13 protein-coding genes are annotated in these 15,301 nt (G+C 64.1%); 12 read left to right on the forward strand and 1 reads right to left on the reverse strand.

Features of this window, described 5'->3' with window-relative positions:
• The 12 genes from IPM84_26575 to gmhB all read left to right on the forward strand — a co-directional run bounded on the left by IPM84_26575 (position 1) and on the right by gmhB (position 14,119).
• Positions 1–2,373, forward strand: a complete 2,373-nt coding sequence (locus IPM84_26575; protein ID MBK9096257.1) for a glycosyltransferase — start codon at positions 1–3, stop codon at positions 2,371–2,373.
• Between the two features lie 14 nt (positions 2,374–2,387).
• Entirely contained in the window at positions 2,388–3,965 is a 1,578-nt protein-coding gene (locus IPM84_26580; GenBank protein ID MBK9096258.1) for a WecB/TagA/CpsF family glycosyltransferase, read from the forward strand.
• Positions 3,952–5,205: a nucleotide sugar dehydrogenase gene (locus tag IPM84_26585; GenBank protein MBK9096259.1), complete on the forward strand. Its 1,254-nt coding sequence runs from the start codon at positions 3,952–3,954 to the stop codon at positions 5,203–5,205. The genes IPM84_26580 and IPM84_26585 overlap by 14 nt, the downstream gene beginning before the upstream one ends.
• Entirely contained in the window at positions 5,205–6,359 is a 1,155-nt protein-coding gene (gene wecB / locus IPM84_26590) for a UDP-N-acetylglucosamine 2-epimerase (non-hydrolyzing) (protein ID MBK9096260.1), read from the forward strand. Before IPM84_26585 ends, wecB begins: the two co-directional genes overlap by 1 nt.
• Positions 6,360–6,427: 68 nt before the next feature.
• Entirely contained in the window at positions 6,428–7,048 is a 621-nt protein-coding gene (locus IPM84_26595; protein MBK9096261.1) for a sugar transferase, read from the forward strand.
• A gap of 162 nt (positions 7,049–7,210) precedes the next feature.
• Positions 7,211–8,008, forward strand: coding sequence for a class I SAM-dependent methyltransferase (locus IPM84_26600; GenBank protein MBK9096262.1), 798 nt, complete (start codon positions 7,211–7,213; stop codon positions 8,006–8,008).
• A complete protein-coding gene (locus IPM84_26605; protein MBK9096263.1) occupies positions 8,005–9,117 on the forward strand; it encodes an NAD-dependent epimerase/dehydratase family protein in 1,113 nt (370 codons plus the stop codon). Before IPM84_26600 ends, IPM84_26605 begins: the two co-directional genes overlap by 4 nt.
• 32 nt (positions 9,118–9,149) lie before the next feature.
• Positions 9,150–10,397, forward strand: a complete 1,248-nt coding sequence (locus IPM84_26610) for a nucleotidyltransferase family protein (protein ID MBK9096264.1) — start codon at positions 9,150–9,152, stop codon at positions 10,395–10,397.
• A gap of 9 nt (positions 10,398–10,406) precedes the next feature.
• Positions 10,407–11,471, forward strand: a complete 1,065-nt coding sequence (locus tag IPM84_26615) for a GHMP kinase (protein ID MBK9096265.1) — start codon at positions 10,407–10,409, stop codon at positions 11,469–11,471.
• Between the two features lie 4 nt (positions 11,472–11,475).
• Positions 11,476–12,876, forward strand: a complete 1,401-nt coding sequence (locus tag IPM84_26620) for a sugar transferase (GenBank protein ID MBK9096266.1) — start codon at positions 11,476–11,478, stop codon at positions 12,874–12,876.
• Positions 12,873–13,544 carry an SIS domain-containing protein gene (locus IPM84_26625; GenBank protein MBK9096267.1) on the forward strand — a complete coding sequence of 224 codons (672 nt, stop codon included), beginning with the start codon at positions 12,873–12,875 and terminating at the stop codon, positions 13,542–13,544. The genes IPM84_26620 and IPM84_26625 overlap by 4 nt, the downstream gene beginning before the upstream one ends.
• Entirely contained in the window at positions 13,541–14,119 is a 579-nt protein-coding gene (gene gmhB, locus IPM84_26630) for a D-glycero-beta-D-manno-heptose 1,7-bisphosphate 7-phosphatase (GenBank protein MBK9096268.1), read from the forward strand. The genes IPM84_26625 and gmhB overlap by 4 nt, the downstream gene beginning before the upstream one ends.
• A 5-nt stretch (positions 14,120–14,124) precedes the next feature.
• Here gmhB and chrA read toward each other — a convergent pair whose 3' ends face one another.
• Complete coding sequence (gene chrA / locus IPM84_26635; protein ID MBK9096269.1) at positions 14,125–15,288, reverse strand: chromate efflux transporter; 1,164 nt, start codon at positions 15,286–15,288, stop codon at positions 14,125–14,127.
• Positions 15,289–15,301: the final 13 nt, after the last annotated feature.

A 15,301-nucleotide genomic window follows, 5' to 3' on the forward strand; every position in this document is an offset into this window, starting at 1 on the left:
GTGGCGCCGTACCGCATCGTCCACATCATCAAAAATCTGCCGTTCGATGGCGGCACGACACAGTATCTCTATCAACTGCTGTCGTCTCTCGATCGGGCCGCGTTTGCGCCCGAAATTCTGGTGATCGAGGAGGAAGCGCCCGGGCGCAGCTTTGCGGCCGCGTTTCAGGCGCTCTCGATTCCCGTCACCTCTCTGCCCACACGCAGCAACCTGGACCTGCGCGCCGTGCGCCCGGTCGTCCAATGGCTTGCCGGCCGCCGCGCCGACCTGGTGCAGACCCACCTGGCGCGTGCGCACATCTACGGCGGCCTGGCCGCGTGGCGCCTGGGGCTGCCCACGATCATGACCGAACACGGCATTGTGCGCAACACCACCCTGCCGGTGCGCGTGTGGGACAATTTTTATGGGCGTACCGCCGCCCGCATCGTCTGCAATTCTCAGGCCACGTGCCGGCAGGTGGCGCGAGACATGCCGCTCCTGCCCCGTGCCAAACTGGCTGTCATCTATCCCGGCGTCAGCGATCACCCGGCCAATCAGCAGCCAACCCTGACCCGTGCGGCTCTTGGTTTGAGCGACGATGACCTGTTGCTGGGCTATGTGGGCACCTTCATGCCGGTGCGCTGCCACGCGATGCTCTTGCAGGCCTTCGCTCATGTGCGCCAGGCGGAACCGCGCGCCCGCCTGCTGCTGATCGGCGACGGCCCGCTGCAAGCCCAGGTGCAAGATCAGGTTCGGCGGATGGGACTGCAGGATGACGTCTGGGTCTGGCCGGCGCGCGACGACATTCGCCAGCTGCTGCCGCTGCTCGATGGCTATGTGAACTCCGCCAGCGCAGAGGCTTTCGGCATCGCAACTGTCGAAGCGATGCTGGCGGCCTTGCCCATTGCCGTCACTGACGGCGGCGCGCTGCCAGAGTTGATCGAGCACGAGGTCAGCGGCCTGGTGGCTCCGGCCAACGATGCCATCGCCCTGGCGGCAGCCCTGCGCCGCCTGCTGTCCGGCGAAGCCCAAGCGCAGCGGTGGGGCCAGGTTGCCCGGCAGCGCGCCCTGCAGCAGTTTGCACCGGCTGCGTTTGCCGGGAGCTACGCGTCCCTCTATCGGGCCATTTTGGAGCCAGGGCGCACCTCAGCGCGGGCATTGGCAGCCGACGAACGGATCGTGCCGGCGCCGACGCGGGGAGACCCGCCCGCGCTTCCCCCCGGACGATCGGTCGCGTCCGGGGCGAGCGTCTCGAAACCCACCCTTCTGGTCGCGGGGCCGACACCGCCGCCCTACGCCGGGGTGGAAACCTTCACGCAGACGGTGGTCACCTCGCCCTTGATGCAGCAGCGCTTCGCGCTCACCTTCTGCAACATGCAAAAACCGATCACCAACGAGCAGCGCGGGCGCCTGGGGTTCGTCAACATTCGCTACAACCTCGCTCACCTATGGCAGTTCTTGCAGATGTGTCGCCGGTTGCACCCCGACCTGGCCTATCTGCCCTTGAGTCAGAATCGTCCCGGTTTCTTTCGTGATTCGATTCTGCTCTGGCTGTGTCGTCCGTTTGCGCGCCGCGTGGTGTACCAGGTGCATGGCGGTTCCTTCGACCGGTTTTACGCGGGCCAGCCGGCCTGGTTCCGGGCCTATATCCGCCGCGTGTTTCAACAGACCGATGCCTTCCTGGTCGGTGGCGAACGGCTCAAGCAGCAGTTCGACAACCTGGTGACCCCCGCGAAGTTCCGCGTGGCCGCCTATGGCGTGGCGACCCGCTACCCGCCTCGCAGCCGGCCTCCGGACGATGACCTGGCTGAGATTCGGGTGATCTTCATGGGGCACATCTCGTTCGCCAAAGGCGCAGTGGACCTGGTGCGTGCGCTGCCGTTGGCGCTGCCGCAGATGCAGGTGGGACTGCGCGTGCAGCTCGCCGGCGAATTCATCAACAAGGAACGCAACATCACCTTCATTCCCGAACATGATCATGCGGCCGGCGCCATTCGCCAGGTGATTCAGGAGCATCGCCTGGAAGAGACCGTGAAGTTCCTGGGCGTCATTCGGGATGAGCAAAAGTTGCAAACCCTGGTAGATTCTGATATTTTTATCCTGCCTTCCTACACAGAAGCCATTGGACTGTCGGTGATGGAAGCGATGGCCGCGCAGTTGCCGGTGATTGTCACCGCGGCTGGCGCGCTGCCCGACATGCTGACCGAGGGCACGCACTGTCTCTTTGTCAAGCCGGGCGACCCGTCCGGATTGGCGCAGCAGTTAGTGCGTTTGTGCGCGGATCGGGCCTTGCGGCTGCGGATGGGTCAGGCCAACCGCAGCATCATCGAGGAACGTTACAACGAAACGGCCTTCCTCAACCGGTTGGCTAATGCCCTGGAAGATGTGCTGTAGGGGAAACCGTGCCGATGCAACAGACGACTAATCCATCTCTAGCTACCGGCGTCTCTGCGCCGCGCCGCGTCCATCTGATGGGGCTGCCGGTGGACTGCGTCACCGAGGCGCAGGCCATTGCCATCTGCCAGGACGCCATCGCCCGACGGCGCCAGGTGTGCATCGTGCCCATCAACGCGGCGCAGACCATCCTGGCGCATGAGGATGCCGCCTTCCGGCGCGTTGTGGAAGATTTCGAGCTGGCGCTGGCCGATGGCAAGGCGGTGGCCTGGGGCGCCAAGTGGCTCGAACGCTTGCCGGTGCCGGAACAGGTGGGGCTGCCGCCGTTCGTTCATCGCCTGCTGGACGTGGCCGAACTGCATGAGCACAGCGTCTACTTCTTTGGCGCCGAGGAAGAGATCGTGCAGCAGGTGGTGGCGCGTGCGCACCGCCGTTGGCCGCGGCTGCTGATTGCCGGCCAGCGCAACGGCTTCTTCAAGCCGGCCGATGAAGCGGGCATTGTCGCTGCCATGAACGACAGCCGGGCGCAGATCATGTTGGTGGCCTTGCCCTCGCCGATGAAGGAGATGTGGATCGCCAGGCACAAGGACGCGCTGCACATTCCCGTCATCGCGGGCGTCGGCGGTTTGTTCGATGTCATGGCCGGCAAGGTGCGACCCGCGAAGGAGATTTTTTTCATGCGAATTTTGGTAACCGGCGGCCTGGGAGCGGTTGGTTCAGTTCTGGTACGTGAGCTGCGCGGGCGTGGCAATGAGGTGTGGCTATGCGATCTGGCCCATCATTACGATGCCCAGTACGTGCGCTGCGATGTCGGTGAGTTCAGGCAGGTCGAGCGGTTGTTCGACCAGCACGAGTTCGACACTGTCTACCATCTGGCGGCTGAGTTTGGACGCAACAATGGCGAAGATTACTATGAGAAAGTCTGGCAGACCAACGCGATTGGCACCAAGAACATCCTGCGCATGCAGGAGGAGCGGCGCTTTCGCCTGATCGCCTTCAGCAGTTCCGAGGTCTATGGCGATTATGCCGGCGTGATGAGCGAGGAGGTCATGGCAAACTCTCCGGTGCGCCAGTTGAACGACTACGCAATCAGCAAGTGGGTCAATGAACAGCAGATCATGAATTCGATGGACCGCTTCGGCACCGAGTCGGTGCGGGTGCGGCTGTTCAACACCTACGGGCCGGGAGAGCCTTACTCGCCCTATCGCAGCGTCATTTGCCTGTTCATCTATCGAGCCTTGCACGATCTACCGTACACGGTCTATCTGAATCACCATCGCAGCTCCACCTACATTGATGACTGCGTGCGCACCCTGGCCAACATCTGCGAGCGCTTCCAGCCCGGTGAGATCTACAACATCGCCGGCGACGAGTATCACGACATCAAGGCGCTCTCTGACATGATCCTGGCCCACCTGGGCAAGGACGACCGCCTGGTGACCTACCTGGAGTACGAGGCGCACAACACGCGTGACAAGCGCGCCGATACCCTCAAGGCCGTGCGCGACCTGGGGCATCAGGCCACGGTGTCGCTGGCCGAAGGCGTGGCGCGTACCATCGAATGGCAAAAGGTGTTCTATGCCCGACGTTGAACGCCTGCTCGATGACGCCAGCCCGCGCAATCCCCAGGTGGTGATGGTGGGCACCGGCTACGTCGGGCTGCCGGCCGCGCTGATGCTGGCGCGCGCGGGCTGGCGCGTCGTGGGCGTTGACATCAACGAAAACATCGTGGCGGCGATCAACGAAGGCGTGCTGCACCTCAAAGAGGCTGAGCTGCAGGCGCTGCTGCACGATCCAACGGTACGTCAGAACCTGAGCGCGCGCCACTCACCCTGCCCGGCCGATATTTTCATCATCGCCGTGCCTACGCCGGTGCAGCCGCGCAAAAAAGTGGCCGACCTGTCGTACGTCATCAGCGCCATCGAAGCGCTGTTGCCCCACCTGCGCGCGGGTAACCTGATCATCATCGAGTCCACGATTCCGCCGTTGACCTGCCGCCATGTCGTGACCCCGCTGCTGGAGCGCACGGGACTCCGGGTCGGCGCCGACATTCACCTGGCCCACTGCCCGGAACGCATCCTGCCCGGCGACGTGTTCTACGAGATCGTCCACAACGACCGCGTCATCGGCTGCGCTGAGCCGGTTGGCCGCGAAATGGCCCGCGCGCTCTACGCGTCCTTTGTCAAAGGCGATCTCTACGTGACCGACGATGTGACGGCCGAGCTGTGCAAGCTGTGCGAAAACACCTTTCGCGATGTCAACATCGCCCTGGCCAATGAGTTTGCCGCGGTGGCCGAGGGACTGGGCATTGACCCGCTGCAGGTCATCCGGCTGGCCAACAAACATCCCCGCGTCAACATCATGCGCCCCGGCATCGGCGTGGGCGGGCACTGCATCCCGCTCGATCCGTGGTTCATCAAAGAGGTGGATCCTGCCAACTCGCGCCTGATCTTCACCGCACGGCTGGTCAACGACGAAGTGCCGCACAAGATCGCCGCGCGCGTGCGCCAGGCCGTGGCCCACCTGGTCACACCCCGCCTGGTCGCCATCGGCATGAGCTATAAGCCGGACACCGAGGACACCCGCGAAAGCCCGGCCACGGAGATCGTCCACCTCCTGCGCGCGGATGGCTATCAGGTGGCCCACTATGACCCGCTGGTCGTCGGCCATGAGTACAGCAGCCTGGCAGACGCCGCGGCAGGCGCCGATTGCCTGCTCTTGCTGGTCGAGCACAAGGTGGTGAAACAAGCCTGGAAGGCCGAACAGGAGACGGTCAGGGCGGCCATGCGCACCCCCATCGTCCTGCGCTTCTATCAGGATGACGCGCCGTGATGGCTGACGACGGCCAGGCGCGAACCACGCCATTCACCGTGCTTTCCATCGTTGGCACGCGGCCGGAGGCGGTCAAAATGGCGCCGGTCATCAGGGCGCTGGCGCAGCAGGCCGGTATCCGGTCGCTGGTCTGCGCCACCGCCCAGCATCGCGAAATGCTCGACCAGGTCTTCGACCTGTTCGCCATCCGCCCCGATGTGGACCTGAACCTGATGCAGCCCAACCAGACCCTGCCCGGCCTGACCGCCCTGGCCCTGACCCGCGTCAGTCAGGTGCTGCAAGACCTGCAGCCTGACCTGGTGCTGGCGCAGGGCGACACGACGACCGTCATGGTGGCTGGGTTGGCCAGTTTCTACGCACAGATTCCGATGGGGCACGTCGAGGCCGGGCTACGCACCCACCGGCGCTATAGCCCTTTTCCCGAGGAGATGAATCGGCGCCTGGTGGCCAGCCTGGCGTCGCTGCACTTCGCGCCCACATCCCGCGCGGTCGCGGCACTGCAGGCCGAAGGCGTGTCGGCCGAGGACATCTTTCTGACCGGCAACACGGTTGTAGATGCCTTGCAGTCCATTGCGACCCAGCCGTTCGAGCCGGACCCGGCGCTGCATGCGCGGTTGGAGCAGACGCCAGGCCGCCTGCTCCTGGTGACCGCGCATCGGCGCGAGAACTTCGGCGCGCCCTTCGTGGCGATCTGTCTGGCCCTGCGTCAGATTGTCGAGCGCAACCCGGACGTGACCCTGGTCTATCCGGTGCATCTCAACCCGCAGGTGCGCGAGCCGGTCATGCGCATCCTGGCCGGCCACGAGCGTATTCACCTGCTGGAGCCGGTCGAGTACCGAACGCTGGTCTACCTGCTCAAGCGCTGCTGGCTGGTGCTGACCGATTCTGGCGGCATCCAGGAAGAGGCGCCGGTGCTGGGTAAACCGGTGTTGGTATTGCGCCGCGACACCGAGCGGCCTGAGGGTATCGAGAGTGGCAATGCCCGCCTGGTTGGCACCGAGCAAGCCGACATCGTGCGCGCAACAGAGCGTTTGCTGCATGACGAATCTGCCTACCAAGCCATGGCCCAGGCCGCCAGCCCGTACGGCGACGGCCGCGCCGCGCGCCGCATCGTAGACGCCATCGTTGCCCGCTACGTAAATTCTGAACGCTGAACCAGGGCGATTGCCTGCACTTTGCGCTCATCACGAGGTGAATCATCATAGACCTTCCACCGGCGCCGCTGGCGCCGCCACGCCCGCTTTACGAAATCAGTAAGCGCTGGTTCGATCTTGGACTCAGCGCCGTGCTGTTGGTCCTGCTCTCGCCGCTCCTGCTGCTGCTGGCGCTGGCCGTCAAGCTGACCTCGACCGGCCCGGTCTTCTACCGTTGGCAGGTGGTGGGGTTGGGCGGGCGGCCGTTCACCGGCTACAAGTTCCGCACGATGGTGGTCAACGCGGATGCGCTCAAGGCCCAACTGCTGGCTGCCAACGAAATGAGCGGACCGGTCTTCAAGATGAAGCACGACCCGCGCATCACGCCGGCGGGGCGCATCTTACGCAAACTGAGCCTGGACGAACTGCCGCAGTTGTGGAGCGTGCTGATCGGCGACATGAGCCTGGTGGGACCGCGGCCGCCCCTACGCAGCGAGTACGTGCAGTTCCAAGATTGGCAGCGTGCGAAGTTGAGCGTCAAACCGGGCCTCACCTGTCTTTGGCAGATCAGCGGCCGCAATCGGGTGAGCGATTTCGACGAGTGGGTCAAGCTCGACCTGGCCTATATCGCCCGGCGCTCGTTCTGGCTCGATCTGTGGATCCTGCTGCGCACCGTGCCCGCCGTCCTGTTGGGACACGGCGCCTCGTGAGCCGGCCGGCCGTGCGCCACGTTGCGTACACCTGTGCAAATGTGCTCACTTCGGTTTCCTGTGTTAAAATGGGTGCAGCGTCTGTGGACAAGAGAGGGTCGTACCCTCTCATTCTTTTGCCTGCAAGACGGCGACAACCAGGGACAGGTAGACAAAGCGGCAGTGCCTGAAACACCGTGGAATGAGCTGACGCACCAAGAACGTCTGTTTTACGAAGAGAGCTATCGGCGGCAGGGGCAGATCGCGGCCGACCTGGCCGAACCACTCAGCGTGCGTGAGGTCTATGCGCTCGATCTGCTCGGCGCCGGTGAACAAAGTCTGGTGCTCGAAGTGGGCAGTGGCAGCGGGCGTCATGCCGTTGAGATTGCGCGCCGGGGAGCGATCGTCGTAGCCGTTGATGTCAGCGTGGCCGGCGTGCAGCGCGGACAGGCCCTGGCGCAGATGGCCGGCCAATCCTCACACGTGCATGCCGCCAGCATGGATGCCCATGCGCTTGGCCTTGCGGACGCCAGCGTAGACCTGGTCTTTGGCGCCCAGGTGCTGCACCACCTGGATTGTGCGCAGGCTGGCGCTGAAATCGGGCGTGTGCTGCGGCCGGGAGGCCGCGCCGTTTTCATCGAGAATTCTGCACGCAGCCCGCTGCTCATGTGGGCGCGACGCCACCTGGTGGGGCGCATTGGCATTCGCCGCTACGGCTCGGCCGCCGAAGCCCCCCTGGACGATGCGGAAATTCGTATCTTCTGTCGCCAGTTTGGCGGTTCAGTCCGGGTACATTTTCCCCAGCTCTGCCTGACTGTGCTGCTTGCCCGCCACTGGCTGAACTTTCCCTGGGCCGTGCAGTTTTTCCTGCAAATTGACCAGTGGCTCGAACGTTGGATCCCGGCCCTGCGCAGCTGGAGCTTTCTCCAGGTGCTGGAATTCGTGAAAGCGCCCCAACAACCACCACCGGGGGATAGATGAACATTTTAGTAACCGGCGGAGCCGGCTTCATTGGCTCGCACACCGTTGACCTTCTGCTGGCACGCGGTCATCATGTGCGTATTCTCGATAACTTGACCCCACCTGTGCATGACGATGGTCAAATTCCTGACTATGTACCGGCTGCCGCCGAGTTCATGCTGGGCGATGTGTGTGAGCGGAGCGTGCTCAACCGCGCCCTGCAGGGCATGGATGCCGTGATTCACCTGGCGGCCTATCAGGACTATCTGCCAGATTTCGCCAAATTCTTCCACGTCAACGCGGTGGGCACGGCGCTGTTGTACGAGTTGATCGTCGGCCATCACTACCCGATTCAGAAAGTCGTGGTGGCATCGTCGCAGGCGGTCTATGGCGAGGGCAAATATGCCTGCAGCCGGGACCACGTGCAGTATCCGGGTCCGCGCACGGAGGCGCAGTTGCGGAGTGGCCGGTGGGAGTTGACTTGCCCGATGTGCGGCGGCCCACTCGACGTGCAGCGCACCGATGAGGCCCACGTCAACCCACACAACCAGTACGCCATCTCCAAATATACGCAAGAGATGATCGCCCTCAACCTCGGCTACCGCTATCAGATTCCGTCAGTGGCCTTGCGTTTCTCGATCACCCAGGGGCCGCGCCAGTCGTTACGCAACGCCTATTCGGGCATCCTGCGCTTGTTCACCATGGCGCTGCTGCACCAGGAAGCGCCGGTGATTTTCGAAGACGGCAATCAGTTACGCGACTATGTCAATGTCAGCGATGTGGCGCGCGGCATCGAGTTAGTGCTGCTGGACGCCCGCGCCGACTACCGCGCGTTCAACGTCGGCGGCAGGGACGCCGTGAGCGTGCTCGACTACGCGGCCGCTGTGGCCGCGGCTGTCGGTTATGACATTGCACCCCGCATTCCGGCCGAGTTCCGCCTGGGGGACACCCGTCACATTGTCTCCGACATTGGCCGCTTGCAGGCATTGGGCTGGCAACCCACAGTGCCGCTGTCGCAGACGATCCAGGACTACATTGCCTGGGCGCAGACCCAGGTCTCGTTTGCCAAATACTACGAGGAAGCAACCCGCATTATGAAGAAACTCGGCACGGTACGGTCTGTCGCGTGATTACATCGGTCAGTCGCCGCGAACCCTTGCCCATGACGCCATCGAACGTGGATGTGCAACAACCCCAATCCGCGCAACAGTTGCTCCTGTTGGTCAGCCGGCGCAGTCTGACCAACGACGAGCGCGGCCAGGTCCTCGCGGCCATCGAACGCGGCATCTCCTGGCCGCTCTTCTACGAATTAGCGCGCGCACATGGCCTGGCGCCACTTGTGTTTCATAACCTGCGCGCGCTCAACGTCGCGGCCAATGCACCGGCCGCGGTGTGGCGCCAGTTCGAAGCCAGCTACTACAGCACCCTGGGCGACAACCTGCTGCTCGAATCTGAATTGTTTCAGGCCGCCGACCAGTTGCGGCGCCGCGAGGTTGACTTCCTGCTCCTCAAAGGCATCGTGCTCGGCGCCATGCTCTATCCCGACCCGGCCCTGCGCCCTTCGGCCGACCTGGACATCATGGTGCCCCTGGCCCAGGTGGCCGCGGCTCAGCAGGCTTTGCAGGACTTGGGCTACAGCCTGCAGCCCGGACGTCAGCTCGATTTCCAGTTGGCGCGCAGCTATGACATCCCCTACGTGCGCCAGTCCGCGAGTGGCCAGGGCGTCCTCCTCGAGTTGCACTGGAGCCTGGCCGAACCCGAGCTCTTCAACCTGGATATTGACAACCTGTGGGCGCGGGCGCAGCCATTTGCCTACAACGGTCACGCCCTGCGTTCGCTTTCACCCGAGGACATCCTCTTTCACCTGACTATTCACATCCGCAAGCACCGTTACGTCGGCCTGCGTTGGTTAGTAGACGTCAACGAAATGCTGCGCAGCTTTGGCGCCGGGCTGGACTGGGCCTACCTGCTCAACCTGGCGCAGCAGACCGGCGCCTGCACCTTGCTGTACATGACGCTGCAGCTCACGCATGACGTGATGGCCGCGCCGGTGCCGCAGCATGTACTGGATACGCTGCGTCCCAGCCGTGTGCGTCGCTTCCTGCTCAAACCATTTGTGGATGCACAAAACCTGACGCGCATCATCCAGGAAGACAGCGCCGAATGGAGTTGGCTGGGGTTGGGGCAGGTCCTGTTGCTCGACCGTTTTCGTGCCATGTCGCACGACCTTCGACATCGTTTCGCGCCCCCCATCAACATCTTCCCCGGCCAGACGCGTCGTGACCATCACGGCCTTCTCTATGCCACCTGGTTCTACGTCAGTCGCCTGGGCATGATCCTGGGGCGCATGGGGCGTGCGGGCAGCCGGCGGCTGTGGGTCGGACTGCGCCGGCGTTGGAACCGTGCCTGAGGCCATCCTATGTTGATTGCTCGTTCACCGGTGCGCATCAGCCTGGCGGGCGGCGGCACCGATCTGCCAGCCTACTATCTGCGTTACGGCGGCGCCGTCATCAACACGGCGATCAACCGCTATTTCTATGTCGTACTCAACGTCAACGACAGCGATACCCTGCAGATCACCTCTTCCGACTACCAGACCTTCTATCGTCACGACCGTGACTCGGAACTGATGAGCGACGGCTCGCTGAGTCTGCCGCGGGCGGTGCTGCATCATTTTGGTGTGACCCACGGCCTGTCCATGTTCCTGGCCTCCGAAATACCGCCCGGCACCGGCCTCGGCTCATCGAGCGCAGTCACGGTGGCCCTGGTCAAAGCGGTCAGCGCGGCCTGCGGCTGGACCATGAGCAAGCAAGAGATTGCCGAAGAGGCGTGCCATATCGAACTGCACAAACTGGGGATGCCGATCGGCAAGCAGGATCAGTACGCGTCGGCGTTTGGCGGCATCAATTATATCGAATTTCAGGCAGATCGCGTCCAGGTGACGCCGCTCTCCCTGTCCCATGACACCTGGCAGCGCCTGCAGCGCAGCTTGATGCTCTTTTTCACGGGCAGCTCACGCAACTCGGCCGAAATACTGAGCAAGCAGAGCCAGTCGAGCAAACAGGATGACGCCCAGGTGATCGCCGCGCTGCACAGCGTCAAGGCGCTGACCGCCGAGGTCAAAGTGTGCCTGGAACAGGGCAAGTTAGACGCCTTCGGCGATCTGTTGGATCAAAACTGGCAAGCGAAGAAGCGCTTTGCACCGGGCGTTTCCAATGAGCGCATTGACGAAAGCTACGCGCAAGCACGTGCCTGCGGCGCCAGCGGCGGCAAGATCACCGGCGCCGGTGGCGGCGGCTTTCTCATGCTCTACTGCCCTGAGTCGCACCAGGGGCGCGTGACCGAGGCCCTGGGCGCGCTGGGCTTACAGCGCATGGATTTTCGCTTCGATCTCAACGGCGCCCAGGTGCTCATGAACAGCGGCCTGCAGCTCGATTCACCCCTCGCACATGTGCGCCACCGCACCCGTCTGCACCGAGAATAGAGCCATGTCACGTCGTGAACGTACCCTCCTGGTTTTCATCCTGATCGTGCTGGATGCCCTCATGATTGGGGCCGCGCTGATGGCGGCCTACTACGTGCGCGTCGAGAGCGGCTGGCTGCCGGCGCGCAATTTCAGTTCCCTCGATGAGTACGTGCGCTCCAGTCTGCTCTCCATCCCGCTGTGGCTGCTCATCCTGGGCCTGCATCGGCTCTATGATACCCGCCTGCTCCTGGAAGGCTTGCAGGAGTACTTCAAGGTGGCAACCGCCTGCACCTATGGACTGCTGGCGCTGGTGTTAGCGGCCGTGTTCACCAGCCCTGGCTCAGCCTTGCCCGCGCGCGGCTGGCTGCTGCTGGCCTGGGTCTTGTCCATCGCCTTCGTCAGTCTGGCCCGCTTCGTGGTGCGCCGCATCATCGTCTTCGTGCGCGGGCGTGGGCGCTTCATCACCCGCGTCCTCATCATCGGCGCCAACACCCACGGACAGGCGCTGGCCAACCAGTTCCGCACCGCGCCCGGCGCGCGCCTTGAGGTCGTTGGCTTTCTGGACGACTTCCTGCCCCTGGGCGCCCGCGTGGGTGAAGCGGCCCGCGGCAACGCGTTGGAGGTGCTGGGCACGCCGGCCATGCTGCACGAGGTGGCCCGGCGCTACGATGTCAGGGAGGTCATCGTCGTGTCCACGGCCGTGGCCTGGGAAACGTTCCAGAACCTGATGCAGCAGGCGACCGCACCCAGCCGCTTTGATATTCTGCTCTCACCTGGCTACTACGACATCCTGGCCACCAGCGTGGAGGTCAGTTATCGCGATTTCGTGCCCTTGCTGCGCGTCAACAAGATGCGCCTGACCGGCTTCGATGCCCTGTTCAAAGCGGCGCTCGATTTCGGGCTCGGACTGCTGGCCGCGATCGTGCTGGCGCCGCTGGCCCTGCTGCTGGCCGTCGCCATTCGCCTGTCCACCTCCGAACCAATCCTGGAACGCCACAAGGTCTGGGGCGCACGCGGCAGTTCCTTCATCACCTACAAGTTCAACACCCGCTTTGGCCGCCCCACCCCCCACCCCCTCGCCGCTTTCATCCTCCGCCTGGGGCTTGACAAGTTGCCGCAATTGATTAACATCCTGAGCGGGCACATGAGCCTGATTGGTCCCCGCACCATTGCGCACAGCAAGAACATCCTGGTCGAGCCAACCCTGGCCAACCTGCTGACGATCAAACCCGGCATTACCGGGCCGTGGGCGGTGGGCGGCGAGCGCAGTTTCGATGAAGAGATGCGCCTGACCAACTATTACATTCGCAATTGGACCATCTGGATGGATCTGCAAATCCTGATCCAGACCATCGTCCGTATCCTGCGCGGCGAACGCGCCAAAGCACAGCTTCCCCTGTCCGAGGAGGATTATCCAACATGAACGACTTACAAGGTGTTCGAACTGTTCAGAGCCAGGCTGCACAGTATGTGGCAGACGTTCAGGCCCTGATGAACGATTTACCGGTGGCCGCCGTGCCTGCCGTGGTTGAGGCCCTGCTGGGCGCCTGGCGGGGCGGGCATCCGGTCTTCGTTTGCGGCAACGGCGGCAGCGCGGCCACTGCCTCGCACTTCGTCAATGATCTGAACAAAGGAACCAACGTGGCCGGCAAGCGTCGTTTCCGCGCGCTGGGGTTGGTGGACAACACCGCGCTGTTGATGGCCTGGAGCAACGATACCGCTTACGAATACGCACTGGCCGAACAGGTGGTCAACTTCGTGGAGCCGGGCGCGGTGCTGGTTGCCATCAGCGGCAGCGGCAATTCGCCCAACGTGCTGCGGGCGGTGGAGGTGGCGCAGGCCCACGGCGCCATCACCGTGGGCATCACCGGCTTCGATGGCGGCAAGCTGCAGCCGTTGGCTGACCTGGGCCTGCATGTGCCCAGCCGCTGCATGGAACAGGTGGAGGATGCGCACATGATCCTGTGCCACACCCTGACGGTGACGCTGCGCCGTGCCATTGCCGCCGAGCCAGACCTGGCGGTCAACGCGGCGCCGGCGATGATCGGGGTGCAGCCGCTCAAGCCTTCTCGCAACGGCGCCGTGGCATGACGGCCGGCCAACCCGTCAACGGTCGCCGCCCGGCCATCTTCCTCGATCGCGACGGCGTCATCGTCCAAAACCGTCATGACTATGTCAAGTCGTGGGCAGAGGTGGAACTCCTGCCGGGCGCGTTGACGGCTTTGCAAACCCTGCGTGCCACCCCCTTCGCCGTGGTGGTCGTCACCAATCAGTCGGCGGTCAACCGTGGCTTGCTGCCCCCGGCCACCCTGGACGACATTCATCAGCGCCTGCAGGCCATCATCGAGAAGGCCGGCGGTCAGCTCGATGCCATCTACGTCTGCCCGCATCGGCCCAACGAGGGCTGCGACTGTCGCAAACCGCTGCCCGGCATGCTTTTGCAGGCCGCGGCCGCGCTCGAACTCGACCTGGGCCGCTCATTTCTCGTCGGCGACGCCATCACCGACCTGGAAGCGGCCCTGGCCGCGGGCGTGCAACCCTTGCTCGTGCGCACCGGCCGCGGCCGCGGCCACGAAGCCCTGCTCGACACCCAAACCCACGCCATCTGCCCGGTCGTAGACGATCTCAGCGCAGCCGTCTCCTGGATCCTCGCCCGCGCCGCGTAGGCCAACTACCTCGCCAGCATCATCCCCAGCCCGGCGGCCGCGCCGCCGAGCAACAGCCAGGTTGTGGGAATGCGAAAGCGCAGGAGCAGCAGCGCGGACAGCAGGCCCAGGCCGACCGTAAACCAGTCGCTGAACGCGGCGCGCGCCAGTTGCCAGGTCACCGCGGCCATCAGGCCCAGCGAGGCGGCGTTGGCGCCGTCCAACAGCGCGCCGGCCCAGGGCGAAGTCCGCAGCCGCGGGATGAGCGGGCCGCTGATCGCCACAAAGATGAAGGCCGGCAGGAAGATGCCCACCGTGGCCAGAACCGCGCCGACCGCGCCGCCCAGCAGATAGCCGATGAATGTGGCCGTGGTGAAAAGCGGCCCCGGCGTCACCTGGCCCACGGCAATCGCATCAATCAACTGGCGGTCGCTCAACCAACCCAGACGCAGCACGAAATCGGCGCGCACGAAGGCGAACAGCACGTAGCCGCTGCCATAGAGCACCGAGCCGATCTTCAGGAAGGTCAGGAAGAGGCGCGCCAGCGTGAATGGCGCCGCGCCGGCCGCGACCATCCAGCTCAGGCCCCAGGGCAGGGCCAGCGCGCCGGCCGCACGAGGCCAAAAACGCCAGTTGCGAATCAGCATGACGGCCAGGGTGATGCCGAAGAGAAGCGCCAATTCGTTGACGCCCACCAGGGCCAGCGCCAGCGCCAATCCGGCCGCGGCCATCGTCACCCGGTCGGTCAACGCCTTTTGGCCCAAGGCCCACAGCGCCTGCGCGATGATCGCGATGATGACCGGCTTGATGCCCAGCAGGAGCCAGTTGACTTGAGGCGTGGCGCCAAAACGAACATAGGCCGCGGCCAGCGCCATCACCAACAGCATCGCGGGCAAGATGAACCCAACCCCGCCGGCAATCAGCCCCAGCCAGCCGGCGCGCAGCCGTCCCACGTGGATGGCCATCTCGGTCGAGTTTGGCCCTGGGATCAAATTGGTGGCGCCGAGGAGATCCAGAAACTCCTGATCGTTCAGCCAGCGCCGGCGGCGCACGATTTCGTCGTGAAACAGGCCGACATGCGCGGCCGGGCCGCCGAACGCGGTCAAGCCCAGCTTGAGGAAGACGAGGAAAACGTCACGCAGGCGCCCGGTCAAAGGTTCGGTGGAGGTAGAGATGGAGGTGGAGTTCATGCCCACATTGACA

Source organism: Candidatus Amarolinea dominans (assembly GCA_016719785.1).
GTDB classification, from domain to species: Bacteria; Chloroflexota; Anaerolineae; order SSC4; family Amarolineaceae; genus Amarolinea; species Amarolinea dominans.